General features: G+C 43.0%; 13 protein-coding genes. 6 read left to right on the forward strand and 7 right to left on the reverse strand.

The genetic code is table 11. The features are described from left to right. Window positions 1-141 precede the first annotated feature (141 nt). Together F6K46_RS32105 and F6K46_RS32110 are read left to right on the forward strand one after the other, a co-directional pair. A complete protein-coding gene (locus F6K46_RS32105; protein WP_293065556.1) occupies window positions 142-1,281 on the forward strand; it encodes a BtaA family protein in 1,140 nt (379 codons plus the stop codon). Window positions 1,282-1,312: 31 nt separating this feature from the next. Then, window positions 1,313-2,065 carry a class I SAM-dependent methyltransferase gene (locus F6K46_RS32110; RefSeq protein ID WP_293065525.1) on the forward strand — a complete coding sequence of 251 codons (753 nt, stop codon included), beginning with the start codon at window positions 1,313-1,315 and terminating at the stop codon, window positions 2,063-2,065. 127 nt (window positions 2,066-2,192) lie between these two features. Here F6K46_RS32110 and lnt read toward each other — a convergent pair whose 3' ends face one another. From lnt to F6K46_RS32130, 4 genes are all read right to left on the reverse strand, one after another. After that, the gene (gene lnt, locus F6K46_RS32115) at window positions 2,193-4,355 is read right to left on the reverse strand and encodes an apolipoprotein N-acyltransferase (protein ID WP_293065528.1); all 2,163 of its coding nucleotides are present in this window, start codon (window positions 4,353-4,355) and stop codon (window positions 2,193-2,195) included. A 200-nt stretch (window positions 4,356-4,555) separates the two neighbouring features. After that, complete coding sequence (locus F6K46_RS32120; protein ID WP_293065531.1) at window positions 4,556-5,788, reverse strand: glycosyltransferase family 39 protein; 1,233 nt, start codon at window positions 5,786-5,788, stop codon at window positions 4,556-4,558. Window positions 5,789-6,199: 411 nt separating this feature from the next. Then, window positions 6,200-8,032, reverse strand: coding sequence for a tetratricopeptide repeat protein (locus F6K46_RS32125; RefSeq protein WP_293065534.1), 1,833 nt, complete (start codon window positions 8,030-8,032; stop codon window positions 6,200-6,202). A gap of 75 nt (window positions 8,033-8,107) precedes the next feature. Continuing rightward, window positions 8,108-9,025, reverse strand: a complete 918-nt coding sequence (locus tag F6K46_RS32130; protein ID WP_293065536.1) for a branched-chain amino acid transaminase — start codon at window positions 9,023-9,025, stop codon at window positions 8,108-8,110. Window positions 9,026-9,240: 215 nt separating this feature from the next. Between F6K46_RS32130 and F6K46_RS32135 the strand changes: the two genes are divergently transcribed. Both F6K46_RS32135 and F6K46_RS32140 read left to right on the forward strand, forming a co-directional pair. After that, complete coding sequence (locus tag F6K46_RS32135) at window positions 9,241-9,894, forward strand: FHA domain-containing protein (RefSeq protein WP_293117728.1); 654 nt, start codon at window positions 9,241-9,243, stop codon at window positions 9,892-9,894. Between the two features lie 75 nt (window positions 9,895-9,969). Then, the gene (locus tag F6K46_RS32140) at window positions 9,970-11,991 is read left to right on the forward strand and encodes a mechanosensitive ion channel domain-containing protein (protein ID WP_293065540.1); all 2,022 of its coding nucleotides are present in this window, start codon (window positions 9,970-9,972) and stop codon (window positions 11,989-11,991) included. Window positions 11,992-12,166: 175 nt separating this feature from the next. Here F6K46_RS32140 and F6K46_RS32145 read toward each other — a convergent pair whose 3' ends face one another. From F6K46_RS32145 to F6K46_RS32155, 3 genes are all read right to left on the reverse strand, one after another. Further along, window positions 12,167-13,612, reverse strand: a complete 1,446-nt coding sequence (locus F6K46_RS32145) for an NAD(P)/FAD-dependent oxidoreductase (protein ID WP_293065543.1) — start codon at window positions 13,610-13,612, stop codon at window positions 12,167-12,169. Window positions 13,613-13,760: 148 nt separating this feature from the next. Continuing rightward, on the reverse strand, window positions 13,761-14,039 hold the full coding sequence (locus tag F6K46_RS32150; protein WP_293065546.1) for a glutathione binding-like protein: 279 nt from the start codon (window positions 14,037-14,039) through the stop codon (window positions 13,761-13,763). A 168-nt stretch (window positions 14,040-14,207) separates the two neighbouring features. Then, entirely contained in the window at window positions 14,208-14,378 is a 171-nt protein-coding gene (locus tag F6K46_RS32155) for a glutathione S-transferase N-terminal domain-containing protein (RefSeq protein ID WP_293065549.1), read from the reverse strand. Window positions 14,379-14,472: 94 nt separating this feature from the next. On the opposite strand from F6K46_RS32155, the gene F6K46_RS32160 reads away from it, so the two are divergent. Together F6K46_RS32160 and F6K46_RS32165 are read left to right on the forward strand one after the other, a co-directional pair. Next, the gene (locus F6K46_RS32160; RefSeq protein ID WP_075897739.1) at window positions 14,473-15,630 is read left to right on the forward strand and encodes an XdhC/CoxI family protein; all 1,158 of its coding nucleotides are present in this window, start codon (window positions 14,473-14,475) and stop codon (window positions 15,628-15,630) included. Window positions 15,631-15,670: 40 nt separating this feature from the next. Next, a complete protein-coding gene (locus F6K46_RS32165) occupies window positions 15,671-16,222 on the forward strand; it encodes a nucleotidyltransferase family protein (RefSeq protein ID WP_293065553.1) in 552 nt (183 codons plus the stop codon). Window positions 16,223-16,303: the final 81 nt, after the last annotated feature.

Genomic DNA, 16,303 nt, shown 5'->3' on the forward strand with positions numbered 1-16,303 from the left:
CGCAATGTTGGGAATTAGTTGATAAGTTAATGCGTTTAAGTCGTCATAAGCTCGATAATTATTTACGAGGTATGAGAGCTATGAAGCTTATACAGTCTACTTTTTAGCTCTCATGTCGCCCCCCCAGGACATCAGCAGAATCTGGTTTACGTTACCTGCTGGGAAGATCCCAGACTAGATCGTGTTGCCTTAAACTTGCAAGCTGACGATACCGTTGTGGTGATTACCTCTGCGGGATGCAACGCTTTGGAATATGCTCTCGACGCACCCAAACAAATTTACGCCATCGATGTCAATCCCAAACAAAATGCGTTGCTCGAACTCAAAATTGCGGCGATTCGAGAACTGGATTTCGAGCAATTTTTTCAATTGTTCGGTCGCGGTAGGTTGAAGCAGTTTAACGAGATTTATACTCAAAAGCTGCGCTCCCATTTATCTTTACCCTCGCAAGAGTATTGGGACAAACAAGGAACTAAATTATTCGACAGCGGACGCTCGTTTTATTTTCGAGGAACTACGGGTAATTTTGCTTTCGCTATCAACTACTACATTGATCGCATCCTGAAAATTCGCCCCAGTTTTGATGCTATTCTCAATGCCAAAACCCCAGAAGAACGCCAGGACATTTACCAGCGCAAGATCGAACCTGTCTTTTGGAAAGATTATCTCTATCGCTTCCTCAATAGCGATTTAGTCCTGTGGATGCTTGGTGTTCCCGCACAGCAACGTCAACAGATGGAACGCTATCTCGACGAAGGCAGTATCGCGACCTTTGTACGCCAACGGTGCGAAAATGTCTTTACTCGGATACCGATTCAAGATAACTATTTTTGGCGAGTTTTTCTGAATGGAGAATATTCCCCCGATTGCTGTCCGCAATATTTAAAGGAAGACAATTTCCTGCGCCTAAAATCCGGGTTAGTCGATCGCATTCAGGTGGAAAATAGCACAATAACCAATTTTCTGGAAAATTGTCAAGCTCGAATTTCTCGCTTCGTGCTTCTCGACCACATGGACTGGCTGAGTCAGTATAATCACGAAGAATTGCAAAAAGAATGGCAAGCTATTTTGACTAGAGCAAGTGAGAAAACTCGCATTTTGTTTCGCAGTGGAGGATTCAAAGTGGAATACCTTGATTCGGTGCAAGTGCGTTATGGCGGTAAAGACCGATTTTTACCAGACTTATTGATGTACAATACTGAATTGGCTGACCAATTGCACCCACGCGATCGCGTCCAGACCTACGGCAGTTTTTACATAGCAGATTTGGTTACTGCTTAAAACCATTTCCACTGGCGAGGGAAGAGAAAAAATGAGCGTTTTATCCGACTTGATTAGCGATCTCAAAACGGTTTATCATCTAGCCAAACCGATCCGAGGGGATAGCCATCAAGAGCGATTGGAAAACTTTTATCGTACTCAATCAACGGATTACGATCGGTTTCGTCGGCGTTTGCTAAAAGGACGAGAAGAACTTTATCAATCCCTTGCCGATAGCGATAGCAATGGCTGTGTCTGGGTTGACTTCGGGGGCGGTACGGGGTCGAATTTGGAATCCATTGCTGATCGTCTTTCTAAGTTTAGTAAAATTTACATTGTGGATTTGTCCCCTTCCCTGCTGGAAGTGGCGCGAGGGCGAATAGCCGATCACGGCTGGACAAATGTCACCACTGTCGAAGCCGATATCACTCAATTTTTACCGCCAGAAGGGGTGGCGGATATCGTCACTTTTTCCTATTCTTTAACCATGATTCCCGAGTGGTTTGCGGCGATTGAGCAAGCTGAAAAGATTTTGAAACCAGGGGGAATGATCGGGGTTGTGGATTTTTATGTGTCTCACAAACATCCCCCTGAAGGATGGCAACGTCATTCGTTTTTAGCTCGTCACTTCTGGCCGATTTGGTTTGCCACAGATAACGTTTTTCTTTGTCCCAATCGCCTAGGCTACTTGCATCATAAATTTGATACTGTGTCTTTGACAGAAAAGATGGGAAATTTACCATTCCTACCTGGCTTGAAAGTTCCCTACTATAGGTTTATTGGTCGCAAACGATGTAAAACTTGAAGTTCCTCTAATGGGGCTTAGTGGTATAAAAGTAGTTATTTTAGCCCCGGAAACTTTGACGCTTACCGCAGCCAAACCACTACATCTTTATCACTACCTTGTCTAGGCAAATTAAATCCAACGCTGTTTAATTTACCAAGCCAAAACCAACTCCAAACCAACCCAAAATAAACCAACCAATTCCCCCTAACCCTAATAACACCGGAGTCAACCAATTCCCCCACTGCACATACAACGTCTGAGTCTGTCGTCGATAAATCGTATCTGCGTGCAACTCATAGGTATTAATCCCCGATAGCCATAGTGTTTTACCATGGGGGTCTACAATACCGGAATAGCCGGTATTGGTTGCTCTAACTGTCCACCTATCTGTTTCAATGGAGCGCATTACATCTTGAGCATGGTGCTGGGCAGGCATTGTATTACTGTAATGGGCATTATTGGATGCAGTGAGGATAAACTGCCCACCAGCGGCAGCTTGATAGCGGAAGTGCTCGGGAAAAGCTGACTCATAACAAATTCCTACCACTGCTTGACCAAAAGGTGTTTCTAATAACTGGTCAGGTTTACCTGCTGCTAAATGAGCATCAAGAGGGGATAATCGGTCAATTAAACGTCCTAGGAATTCTTCAAAAGGAATATATTCTCCTAAGGGCACTAATTTCACCTTATCGTAACGGCTGAAGGTTTCACCAGTACCGGTGACAGTAAACAAACTATTGGTAAGGCTACGCCCTCTTTGCCCATAGCCTCCTACCCAAACTAAAACCCCTTTATCTAAAATTGCTGAGTAGAAAGAACTAACAGTGCGAACCTGTTCTTCCCAAAGAAAAGGTAAGGCAGTTTCAGGAGTTAGCACTGCGTCTACTTTTTGATCTGCCAATGTCTGGTATCCAGTAGTGTAACCTTTTATAGCACGCTGCCAGCCAGCGGAGTAAAGTTTGATTTCATTGGGGATATTTCCTTGAATAATACCGACTTTAATAGCAGAATCTTTTGATTGATCAATTGGTTGGTTATACAGTAACCATCCCAGCAGATGTAAGCTAATTAATAACCCGATTGCTATACCGAAAAGGGTTAAAGGTTTGTAGTGGTTTAATGTTGAAGGTTGAAGGTTTTGAGGGGTTGAAGGTTGAAGGTTTTGAGGGGTTGAAGGTTGAAGGTTTTGAGGAGTTGAAGGTTGAAGGTTTTGAGGGGTTGAAGGTTCAAGGTTTTGAGGGGTTGAAGGTTCAAGGTTTTGAGGGGTTGAAGGTTCAAGGTTTTGAGGGGTTGAAGGTTCAAGCTTGTTGTGATCACTTTCAACGTTAAACCTGCCAACGTTAAACCTGCCAACCTTGGCCAAAAGGCCACGCTTTCGGCAAAGCCGACGCTGCGCGAACGCGAACAACTGATTAACGTTAAACCTGCCAACCTTCAACCTGTCAACCTTCAACCTGTCAACCTTCAACCTGTCAACATTAAACCTGCCAACGTTCAACCTGCCAACCTTGGCCAAAAGGCCACGCTTTCGGCAAAGCCGACGCTGCGCGAACGCGAACAACTGATTAAGGGTTAACCCGCTTTCAGCAATTAAACCATTGACCGCGACAATAGCTGCTGTAACTGTTATTGGACCGGATAATTGACCGAGGTGCAAAATTATCAGGTTATGGGGACTTTGGGTATAGGATAAGCCAGACCAGTACAGGGGACTCATACTCCAGAGGGTTTCTATGACACACCACAAGCCTGTACCAATTAGAACCCGCAAGCAGGAGGTTAAAAGAACATAGTTTTGAGTGGGGGTAGGAAGATTTATATCAGGATTTATATTACGTTTTTGTGTAGCTTTGGTGGATGGGAATTTACAGCGGTTTTCAGATGAATTGACCTCATTACCTTTAGCTGCAAGCCCCCTAAATCCCCCAATTCTGGGGGACTTTAACTCAAGAACCCCCCAGCGAGGGATTGCTCGCTGGGGGGCTAGGGGGGCGAAACTTGCTGTAATTGATTGAGTGATAGAGATTCCTATTGCCCAGACAGCTACTAGGAGTGCTCCCCAGAGGGTAATGAGTATCCAGCATAATAATGCGATCGCAATACTAGCTAGCCATGGTACCCCCATCCAGTCCATGGGGTGAATACCAGTAATCCAAGATAGAGCTAAGCCATGATAACCGATACCCCAGATCAGACCAGATAAAGCATTGCCACGAATACTCTGACCCCTGACTACTATGAACCATAGCGGCACTAGGGCAATCCAAGCTAGGGGCCAAGCTTCTGTTGGTGATGGTGTTAGGCCCATCAGGATACCACCGATTAAGGGTAATAGAGCAGTTTTGAGTTTGGTGAGGTACAATATGGGTATTAGGGAGTAGGAATTATGGAGTCGGGAGTAGGGGTAAGAGTTTCTTTAGTAATGATTACGGGCGCAGGTATGGATGGTAGTCGTTAAAAATACTGTGTACCTCATGATTATGATAATTGCTATATATTAAAAAAGTCTCAAGTGGGCGCACCACCTGCTACACGATACAACGTTGTGTAGTAATGCACCAGACCACTACCCACTGCTATGGCGTAGATCAGAGTTACTAAAACAGCCACTCGACGTTGCCAACGCCAAACTTGCATCAAGCCTGCTGCTAGAAGAATTAAGAAATAGGGGGATACAATTAGTAGATAGCGAGCTTTCCATATGGAACTGGAAACATAGGATATCAATAAGATAGATCCGGCAGGTAATAATGCCCACACTTTAATCCACCAGAGTTTTTTTGAGGGGTGCCTGCTCAATAGAGCGATCGCAAGCAAGCCGATTGCCATGGCCGTATATGCCATGTAATAGAACAAAGGTACAAGATTTGAGGTTAACACATGCTCCACAAGCCACTCCATGATAGACTGCTGATTGAGCTGTTTCATCAGGTCGTTGGCACTGATGCCTGACCCTAGTAAGTGTCTCAATGGCCAGAAAGCTGTCAAGTGGGTGACTTCAGAGACAATTAAGATAATGTTGGGTTTTGGGTATTGTGTTACCCAACCTTTGAGGAATTTAGTGGAAGATTCATCAACTGCTGATACCAAAGGAAGCCAACAACTCCCAATCAGCAGCAGCCTAATCCCAAAAGCAAATAATCGGCGCTTTTGATTACGAAACTGCCATCCAATTAATACCAGATCTGGCAGAAACAAGGTCACACTCACCGGAGTAGTCACAAGGGCTAGAAACCTGGCCACAGCCCACCAGTTGATGGCAGCAAACCTGGGATTTTCAAGGGCATGAGCTAGAGCTAAGGTACCCCCTAAACTTAAGAAGGGGATTAGGGTGTACATCCTTACCTCTTGGGCATGGTTGATAAACACAGGTGAGAGGGTTAGTAACAGGGCGGCAATCAAGCCAACTGGCTTTCCAGCTAAGCGACGACCCAGCAGGTAGATTAGGAAGATACTGCCTAGTCCAAAAATCACAGATAGCCCACGCAACCAAACGGTGCTAGTGCCAAACTGCATCCAAATGTAGAGAATCATGAAATAAAAGGGACGTGTCAGATTCTTGGGAGGCAGTGATATCCCACTCTGGGTTTTGTTAATGCTAAATAGTTCATCGTACCATAAGCTCTCTGTGCCGAGTTGATAGAGGTACAACCCAGTCGCAACTAGTAAAATTAAGCCGATCGGCATCCACTTCTCGAGCCAATTTGCTCTTATTCCAAGTGCTGGTGTATTCAGTTTCATAGTGATGGACAGTTAATTAAAATTAGTTAATTTAACTTGAATTATTTAACTTATTTAGGTTAAATAAGGGATTGTGTTCGCGTAGCGGCTCTTTTAGAGCATCGCAATCCTAGTACTGTGTGAATTTAGTTTTGAGGATTAGGGTAAATAGCAATCTGTGTAGTAATTGATAGAATTTTGATGCCATATTCCCTATTCCCTGTTCCCTATTCCCTGTTCCCTTTGCTAAAGTGTTAGGTTTTAGGTGTTAGGTTTTCGTATTTAATCCCTAGGGCTATCAGCTCTAATGCTTAATAGTAATTAAATGTAATAGTAGAGGATTTTCCAGTTTCTAAGACTAAAACCAAAAATCTTTATCAGATATTTATTTAGATATAAAATCTTTATCAAATATTTATTTTTGCTGAGTGATCAACGGCCTAATTGTTCCCTTGCCTGCTGACGCAGATTCTTAGCATTGGGGTGATTCGGCTGGATTTGAAGTGCGTTTTCCATGGCATTGATTGCTTCCTTGTATTGACCTTTGGCCCAATAGGCTGCCCCTAAATTACTCCAAGCATCGGCAGAATTAGGATTGAGTTGAAGTGCCCGCTCATAAGCTTTTATGGCCTCACTGTAGCGCTTGAGTTTATGGAGGGCTACTCCTCGGTTAATCCAGGCGTCAGCAAAATCGGGCTTGATTGCGATCGCTTGCTCGTATAGAGTTAGAGCTTGAGTTATGGCTGTTGGGGTGTTTTGGGATTCGAGAGCTGCACCTTTACTCCACAATGCTTCTGGGTAGTCAGGTTTAAGGGCAAGGGCTTGATCGCAGGCAGCCAGTCCTTCTGGAGTACGCCCTAAGGAATTGAGGCTATAGCAACGACCCCAATGAGCTTCTGCTAAATTTGAGTCCCTTGCGATCGCTTTTTCGTAAGTCATCAGTGCTTGTTGGTACTTTCCTGCTTGCCGCAAGCTCTCCCCTTGGCTGTTTAATTCTATTGCAGTTGGTTGTGTTTCCGTTGGTTGTGTTTCCGGGTCGGATGGCGATTTTGCAGCTGATTCGGTATCCGATTCAGGAATAGTTTTTTGGACTGAGCTGGTAGTAGTACTTTCAGGGGTGTTGCTAACAACGGCTGGAGTTCCAGGTTTTGACTCAGAGCTGGTAGTCGAGGTTTCCGCAACGGTATCGCTAATGTTGTCAGTAATATTGTCAGTTTGACTGACAGGTTTCGTAACTAGAAAAGTCTTAGTACCGATCACAGAAATACTGATACCCATCCCTGCTAAGACAGTAATCATCAACCAAGGCTTAGTTAACCATCTTCGGATGATCTCTGATCTGGCCTGGGTTTGTGCTGATGTTGCTGAAACAGAAACAGTCTCTTCCGGAACTGTAGCAGACATAGCTATTGTTGGTGCAGCAGTTAGCCTCTGAACTGCTGCCAACGCTTCTACTGCGGTCGGGTAGCGGTCACGGAAATCATAGCGCACCATACAGTCAAGGATATCCGCTAATTCTGAGTTAACTTGGATGTTAACTTGGACGCGATCGCGCCAGTTAATTTCCCCTGTTTCGGAGTTTTCTTTCAGGAACTTGGGATGAATTCCGGTTAATGCCTGGATACCTACCATACCCACCGCATAGATATCGCTGCTAAAACGAGGATTGCCACCAAACTGTTCTTTGGGGGTGTAGCCATGACTGCCAATAGCAATGGTTTTGGTTTGCCCCGTTTCAGGATCGATAATCTGGGTGCTAGCTTGCTTAACTGCCCCAAAATCAATCATGACTATTCTATTATCCTTGCGGCGGCGGATCAGGTTTGGGGGTTTGATATCACGATGGATCACACGTTGCTCATGAACAAATACTAAGACTTGTAGAATGTCTTGCAACAGAGCAATCACTCGATTTGATTCCCAAGGCTGACGGATTTCTTGGTTGAGGGGTTCTCCATCAATAAATTCTTGGGCCAGATAAAACTCCTGATTTTCCTCAAAATGTGCCAGCAACTGGGGGATCTGATCGTGGTTACCCAGCTGGTAGAGGACTTGGGCTTCTCGCTCAAATAGGCGTTTGGCAATTTCCAAACACTGAGGATCCGTCACCTGGGGTTTGAGCTGTTTGATCACACATTGGGGAGTTCCTGGCAAGTGCAAATCCCGTGCCAGAAACGTTTGACCAAACCCACCTGCTCCCAGCTTGCTGATGATTTTGTAGCGACCGCCTAAGGGGTTTGCAGAATTTATCAGTTGATTGTTCATGTGTTTAGCTTTGATTCTACTCCCTATCCCAGAAGTCGCTACAGGTTTACAGGGTTCTATAAGCCTAAGTTTAGTTTATTTATCAATTTTCACCGTATACACCCAGTCTTTATATTTCGGTTCCCGATTTTCGGTAATTGCTGCTAGCATCTCCTTGAGCTTTTCGGTTATTGGTCTGTTTGGAGATAAGTGATAGTTTTCGATTCGTTTAACTGGGGTGATCTTTGCCGCTGTCCCACTCAGAAATACTTCATCGGCAATAAATAGTTCTGATTTATCCACTGGTCGTTGTATAGTTGGCAAGCCCATGTCTTTAGCAAGGGTCAGAATACTATCCCGAGTAATTCCTTCTAGGATATCCTGATCGAATCCAGGGGTAATCAGCTGGCCATTTCTGACCACAAAGATATTCATCCCAGAAGCTTCCGATACTTTCCCCTCAGAATTCATCATAATGGCTTCATCAAAGCGAGACTCTACTGCTTCGCTTTTCGCCAAGGAAGACGTAATATAAGCTCCACTAATTTTACCTCTCAAGGGTAAACTTTGGTCTTGTTGTCGATACCATGAACTAATCCGACAGCTAACTCCCTCAGGAGATAAATAATCTCCTAATTCTAATCCATAAACAAAAAAGTCTTTTTCAATATTATGGAGTCGCGGGGAAATTCCTAAATCTGACGTGTAGACAAAAGGGCGGATATAAAACGATGTAGTTGGTTTATTTTGTTTGATAAACTCAACGATAATACTCTCGATTTTATCAGCAGGTAAATTGTAGTGTAATAACCGGGCACTATTACTTAGGCGTTGGCAATGGCGGTCTAACCGAAACAGTAAACATTGCTGTGGGTTGTTCGGGTCAGGGAGAGAGCGTAATCCGCCAAAAGCTCCAGTGCCGTAGTGCAAGGCATGGGTAGCAATGGAGATTTTGGCGTCAGCGAAAGGGACAAACTTGTTCTGAAAGTAAGCAATGGGCAAAAAATCAGGCATAGTTAAAATCAGTGCTTCAAAATTAATTTATCTCAGTTTAACGAGATGCTCACAGCATGGTCTCAATGGGGTTTAGCCTTGTTGTCACCCTCTCAGGGGGAACTGGCTCCTACCCAGGACCTATCCAAAACCCCACACCCGACACCCTATCTAAGTTTCACCCTTGTTGTCATCCCCTTAGCATCGGTGGATATGGTTGACAAAAAATTATTCATGTGCTAAGCAAAATTCAGCACTCACCACTGACCTACTCAGCACTGATCCACGATGTTCTAGTTAGCAGGAGTGAAATCTTGGCTGAACCGATTTATATTCAATTGACCTGGGAAGACCCAGAAACTAGCGAGTTAAAGAAACCTGTTCTGAGACCGCCAATTGCTGTTGGTCGAGAAAATGACCATTTGCCAGAACAGTTAGCAGGTCAATCTGTGTCTCATCTGGTACTTCTTGACAAGGAAATTTCCCGGTATCACGCCCTGATCACAGTGGCTAATACCCAACTCTATATTACTGACCGCAGCGCCAATGGCACGTTTATTAACGGGCGGAAGATTCGCTCTGGTATTCATCCTTTTTCAAGCAAGGACACCCTACGAATTGGTCCGTACAAGATTACAGCGACCTTGAAACGGGAAAATGACCTCAACGCCACTGCACAGAACTTTGACCAGACGAGTCTATTAGGTGAGAAAAATGTTTCCAACTCTCTGCCCAAGAATAAACCTGTAGTTTGGTTGATTGGCTTAGTGATACTGTTAATAATGGGAGTTGGCACCTGGGCCGTGGTCAGCGGTCTGCTGGAGGGGTTAAAACCAATACCAAACGAGGAAAACGATTCCTCTAGACATCATCTAGAACGGGTAGTCTAGAATACCTAATGCCCTCAACCAAAGGCGATGAGATTCTAATGTTATGGAAAATGAGAGCTAAATGGAACGTAACCTATGGAATCTCTTATCAATGTTCGATTTTCCATTAACCCTTTCCCAAGGGCTAGGCTTCGGCGTTCCTTGGTATTGGTGTTGCTAGGTGTACTTACCCTACTGCTCACCCTATTACCAGCCTCTACCTTAGCACAGGAATTTTTGGCAAATGGTAAGGAGAAAGCTCCTGTGGTGGTGGATGGTATTGAGTTGTTTCAAGTGGGCAACGCTGGCAACTTTAGCGCTACTGAGCGAGCCGAGCTGATCAATCAGCGCTTAGCAAGGGAGGTGAAATCCCTACAAAAACCTGAATATGTGGACATTGAATATGTCGGGCAAAACGAGGGGATTCTTCGTACCAAGTTTACCGAGCGGATTCTGGTCACGATTACCAAGGCCGATCAAATTCCTGATACTGATCCTCTTGAGCAAGCCGAAAAATGGGAGAAGCTGATTGAAAGGGCAATCCGGCAGGGCAAACTACAGCGGATGCCAGATTATAGTCGTCAGGCAGTAAGGTTTACAAGCATAGTTCTGGTGTTGTTAATCCTGTTGTACTTGCTGTTACGGGTCTTCAGGCAGTTTGCCTTGCGGAAACTGACCTCCTGGCTAGGCAATCCGGCTTCTCCTTTTTTCCCTTGGCACGACCCAGCTAAATTATTTCTCGGGGCAGCCTTGTTAGGGTTACAGGTTATCCTGTGGAGTACAGTTATCTTAACCATTAGTGACTTATTTCCCCAACTTCGCAGTTGGCGTTATGAACTGTTAAACTTCCTCAAGTCTCCTGTAATTGGTTCCGGAGAAAGCAAGTATTCTGCGATCCAAGTGCTGCTGTTGGTGGTATTAACCGTTGTGCTATGGTTTGGGGTTAGTGCCCTCACCAGGCTATTGAGGCGTTACATCTTGGGGAAAACTGGCGCTGATTCAGGGGTGCAAGAGGTGATTGCTACCCTGATCCAGTATGTCCTGACGTTTTTGGGCATGATTATCATACTCCAAAGTTCTGGGTTGGATTTAAGTTCCCTAACTATTTTTGCTAGTGTCTTAGGGGTGGGAATTGGCTTCGGTGTGCAAAATATTGCTAACAACTTTATCAGTGGCTTAATTATCACCCTAGAGCGACCGATTCAACTGGGGGATTTTATTAAGGTCAACGATTTGGTGGGAACTGTGCAGCGAATGGGTTCCCGCAGTACAGAGATTTGCACCTTGGATAAAGTGACAATAATTGTGCCCAATGCCCGCTTTTTAGAAACTGAGGTGATTAACTGGAGTCACGGTAACCCGATTTCCCGGCTCAAGATTCCTGTAGGAGTGGCTTACGGATCTGATGTGGAGCAGGTCAAGAAGGCACTGTTGGCAGCTGCGAAGAGTCACCCGGAAGTATTACTGAGGCCCTATCCCCAAGTTTGGTTTCAGGAATTTGGTGAGAGTGCCCTCAAGTTTGAGCTGTTGGTCTGGACTGGAGACCCCAAGCGGCAGCCTAAAATCAAGAGTGACCTCAACTACCGGATTGAGAAAAGTCTGCGTCGCTATGATATCCATATACCATTTCCTCAACGAGACCTCCATGTGCGATCGCCTCAGTTAGAGAAATTGCTGACCGCTTGGCTGGGGGAGCGTCAGCCAAAACCGCCAGAAAACCAACTCTATATTCCCAATGGGTATCAGTCTGAGCCCACCCAGGATTCCTTAGTTTCAGGTTTCCTAGAGCCTATGGATGACATAGATCAAGACTCTTACCCTACGGCTCCTTTCCAAGAGGATATGATAACACTAGACATTGAAACCTTGATCGAGGAAATGCGTCAACCAGGAGGGTTGGATATTCAAGACCGTCGCTATCGTCTCAATAGCTATGGATGCTGTTTTGTTGGGTCAGAAGCCGTAGATTGGTTGGTGAAACGGTGTAATTCTACTCGGGAAGATGCAGTGGCTATTGGACAGATACTGATTAATCGAGGTATTATTCATCATGTCGCAGATGATCATCCTTTCCGAGATGATTATTTGTTTTACCGTTTTTATTTAGATGAGAAATGAACTACCCCGCCCTGTAGAGGCAGGGCTGTTTCATTTTCATGAATAAATTGTCAAGTCAATCTGCTGAAAGGGCGTTGGGGTGCTGGGGAGAAGGTTTTTTTAAGGTTAAAAATACCTTTTTATTAATAAAAACTCTCCGACGGTGCGCTTTCCTTGTCTTTCAGAAAAAATTATTCTAATTCATAAGTTTCAACAGTAAAGTCAATATTGCCAATCCTCCCAATATCGATAACACTTGAGTAGTCCTGTTACTTTTAGCAAGAATATCCGAGTAAGATAATTCATGATTTTGAATCATTATGAACGAATGGGTATTAAATAAAAAAGGAAATAAACGATTCAATAATAAGCGCATAAAAAAGTTAATACTCCATAGTTTTTTCCGTAAAGGGTCTTGATTATATTGCCAAGGATAACTAATTTGTCCTAAACGAATTAAGGCTTTAATATCGGGTTGGCGTAGGTTTTGATAGCGAGGAAGTGCTTCAGAAAGATTATCTTTAGTTTCGGATAATATTTCCTGGAAAATATAGATATCTTCTAAAGCAGAATTAACGCCTTGTCCAATGTCAGGAGGAAAACAATGAACTGCATCTCCTAATAAAATTACGGCTGTTCCTTGACTCTCTTCAGGGTTTCCCCAGATTTGATACAATCCTGAACAATATTGAGGAATCGGAAATTTACCCCCCTCACTGGATGTGAATCTGGCTATTTCTTCAGGGTCAATAATTTTTTCCAGGGGAATCTGAGGAAATGCTTGTTTCAGGAATTGTTCAACGTCTACTGGGGTTTCTAGTTGCCAGATTTGATGATCAGGGTAGGTAATAATATTTGCAGTTCTGGGTTGATTCGGATTTTTCAAGGGTAATAAACCCAGATTAATTGCTTTTTTACGCTCTTTAAAAGTAGACCGAATGGCATAAGCCATTGTAGATTGTGCTACATCTCCTTCTTGTTCTGATAGAGGAAATTGAGGAGGTAAGGTGAGAACTTTATATTTTAAACCGGAACTAGGAGAAGAAAACTTTTGCATTTCAAAGGAATTTGATTGACCTTTTTCCCATTCATGCAGAGTTTGACGCACAATAGAATTTAAACCATCACAACCCACTAACAGAGTAGGAGTCAGTGTCAATGGTTTATTGTCCCTAGATTGGGTAATAATTTCTAAATGCTCAAGATGTTGTTTAATCTCTATACATTCAGTATTAAATAAAACCTTAATTTCATCTTGCCAATGGTGTTGAATTTCTTGGTAAAGTAACTCTATAAAAGATGCTCTGGGCAGCCAGTAGGCAGTTTTGCGTTTAGAATCAGCAATGGGTAGTTTCGTTGTTTTCCGTGTGCCGTCTTTTTGAATGAGAGTAAAGTAAAAGTCAGTACTAGGGACACTCACATTAGCTAGTTTGGGAGTTAGTTTTAATAAATCGGTTAATTTTTGCCCCCTGCCATCAATTTGATAACTAAAGGATTTATCCGGTTCGTAATAGTCGGCTGAGGGTCTTTTTTCAATAACCGTAATATTTTTCCAGCCTCTTTGGGCTAACATTAAAGCTGCCCCTAATCCTGCAGGCCCCCCTCCGATAATCACAACATTTTTTTTGTAGTAGTGATTCATTTTAATCTCAATTAACGCTGACGATGGCTTGTAATTAAAAACCCAATCCTGAAATTATTCACTACTCATCTGTGAATGCTCCTGCATTTGCTGATCAGAAGCCTCTAAATTTCAGTTTTTTATTGTCCGTTTGTCTGGTGTTTCATACTTAATTTAACGGCATAGGAACAGTTGACTTGACCGACTCACGTTCGTGTAATTTCTCGAACCAATTTCCTATGTTAGGATATTGCAAAACCCAATCTTCATTTAAGCGAAAGCTATAGTAACCCAAGGAACATAACGCTGCTACATCTGCTGCTGTCCATGTGTCATTGCTTAATAAGTATTGAGATTGGGCTAATTGTTCCTCAAAAATTGGTAAAAGGCGATTAATTGACGTTTCTAGTTTTGTTCGGTAGGGAGTCGGGGCGAGATTATTGGTCAAATTTAGTATCCATAAGTTGATGATATTATCACCTAAGTTATCTGCTAATTCTTCCCATTTACGACACTCAAGCCGTTCTCGAATATGACTTGGGGAAAAACGAGGTTGTGGATAAGTTTCGTCTAAATACTCTGCAATTAATGTAGAATCCCAAATAACTGTACCATCTTATTCTACAAACACCGGTACTTTACCAATGGGAGAAACTTTAATAAATTCCGAAGGTTTATTCTTAAGATTAACTTCTTTGAGTTCGCAGTCTATTTTTTTTTCAGCTAACAAGAGCCGAATTTTCCTATAAAAGTTTGATTGCTGGTGATAAGACAATATTCTCGCCATAAAATATCTCCACAAAAGCCACAAAATTTTTTACTTTACATCATTGAACCCAAATTGTTAAGCTTGGCTATAACAGGAGTGTCTAGCAGCCAAGATGAAAGAGCTAAATTCTATTCTAGCAGCATTCGGAGATAGTCAACACAACGATCAACAAGTATTTCTTGCTACTGTTGTCAATTCTCAAGGCTCTACCTATCGCCAACCTGGTGCGCGGATGCTGATCACATCAACTGGTAAAATGGTAGGAACCATTAGCGGTGGTTGTTTGGAAAATGATGTATTTGAGCATACTCGCGTCTCAATGCCAGACGGAAAACCCATAGTCGTAACTTATGATACCACTGCTGATGAAGACATTATCTGGGGATTTGGCCTGGGTTGTAACGGTGTGGTAAACGTCTTGATTGAGCCTCTAAATCAAGATAATCCCCTTAATCCCTTAGCTTTTATTAATCAATGTTTCCAAAACCAGCAACCAGGTATTATTGCCACTGTTATTGCTGTAGAAGGTAAGGTTAATGTTCAGGTTGGGGCGCGTTTAATCCTGCAATCAAATAATACTGTCAATACTGATATTAAAGACGAATATTTGACTGCTGCTTTGCTCAAAGATGCTCAAGCTGCTCTGGAAAATCAACATTCAAGTTTCCATCAATACCAATTAGCAGTCGGTAAAGTAGATATTTTTATCGAGTTTATTAAACCCCCGCCACACCTAATAATTTTTGGTGCAGGTCGTGATAGTCTACCTGTAGCAGAGTTTGCTAAAGCCTTAGGTTGGCGAGTCACTATTGTTGATTGTCGAGGGAGTGAGGTAACTCAAGAGCGTTTTGTCATGGCTGATCAGGTGATTCTCACCCGCAGGGACATTCTAAACAAGCAAATATCTATTGATGATGACACTATTGCTGTGGTCATGACTCATAACTACCTCGATGATTTAGAAATTTTGAAAGTGCTAATCCCTGCTGAGATCAGCTATTTGGGTTGTTTGGGCTCCAAGCAACGCACTGCCAGGTTACTGCAAGATTTACGTGCAGCAGGAGTAGCATGTACACCCATACAGCTAGAAAAGTTATATACTCCTGTTGGTATTGATATTGGTGCAGATTCACCAGAAGCGATCGCATTATCCATCATTGCTGAGATTCAAGCCGTGTTAGCAAACCGTGGTGGTGGCTTTTTAAAACACCGCATGGAACCAATTCACGAACGAACTCAAGTCAAGGAAATCCCAATTGATAAACTATAAAATTTGTGGAAGTTTGACTCTTGATTCTTTGAATTATGAAATGAAAATAACCCATTCACAGCTAAAACCAACTGAATCAAATATTGCTATTATTATCCTAGCAGCAGGTGCATCAACCCGCATGGGTAAACCTAAACAACTCTTACCCTATCAGGGATGCAGCTTACTTCGCCATACCATAGAGAAGGCAATGGCTTCAGTCTGCAAGCCTGTAGTGGTGGTTTTAGGAGCAAATGCCCAACAGATATATTCTGAAGTTAACCAACCTTCTGTAACGGTAGTTGAAAACCCAGATTGGAATTTGGGAATGGGTTCCTCAATTCGTAGCGGAATTCTATCCCTTGCAACTTGTTCTGAAACCATAGACGCAGCAGTAATTACTGTTTGTGACCAGCCGTTTATTTCTCCTGAAATTATTAATCATCTAGTTGCAGCCTATCATGCTACGGGAAAACCCATCGTTGCTTGCCAATATGCAGATACATTAGGTGTACCTGTTTTGTTTAAACATAGATTTTTCTCTGAACTAGCAACCTTAGATGAGACGGGTGCATCTCAGTTTTGCAAAAATACCAAAATCATGATATCATGATATTATTAATGATAAATAGTTTCTAATAATTACTAAAACTCATGAACTTGAGTCCGGAAGAAAAGCAAGAGCTAAAAGAAC

The organism is Moorena sp. SIO3E8 (assembly GCF_010692445.1).
In the GTDB taxonomy this organism is placed as follows: Bacteria; Cyanobacteriota; Cyanobacteriia; order Cyanobacteriales; family Coleofasciculaceae; genus Moorena; species Moorena bouillonii.

Bases quoted from the DNA above. Each gene is read 5' to 3' on its own strand.
- F6K46_RS32155 (WP_293065549.1), bottom strand. From the start codon at position 14,378: ATGGCGAGAATATTGTCTTATCACCAGCAATCAAACTTTTATAGGAAA.
- F6K46_RS32120 (WP_293065531.1), bottom strand. From the start codon at position 5,788: ATGAAACTGAATACACCAGCACTTGGAATAAGAGCAAATTGGCTCGAG.
- F6K46_RS32145 (WP_293065543.1), bottom strand. From the start codon at position 13,612: ATGAATCACTACTACAAAAAAAATGTTGTGATTATCGGAGGGGGGCCT.
- lnt (WP_293065528.1), bottom strand. From the start codon at position 4,355: ATGGGCCTAACACCATCACCAACAGAAGCTTGGCCCCTAGCTTGGATT.
- F6K46_RS32140 (WP_293065540.1), top strand. From the start codon at position 9,970: ATGGAATCTCTTATCAATGTTCGATTTTCCATTAACCCTTTCCCAAGG.
- F6K46_RS32125 (WP_293065534.1), bottom strand. From the start codon at position 8,032: ATGAACAATCAACTGATAAATTCTGCAAACCCCTTAGGCGGTCGCTAC.
- F6K46_RS32165 (WP_293065553.1), top strand. From the start codon at position 15,671: ATGAAAATAACCCATTCACAGCTAAAACCAACTGAATCAAATATTGCT.
- F6K46_RS32160 (WP_075897739.1), top strand. From the start codon at position 14,473: ATGAAAGAGCTAAATTCTATTCTAGCAGCATTCGGAGATAGTCAACAC.
- F6K46_RS32130 (WP_293065536.1), bottom strand. From the start codon at position 9,025: ATGCCTGATTTTTTGCCCATTGCTTACTTTCAGAACAAGTTTGTCCCT.
- F6K46_RS32110 (WP_293065525.1), top strand. From the start codon at position 1,313: ATGAGCGTTTTATCCGACTTGATTAGCGATCTCAAAACGGTTTATCAT.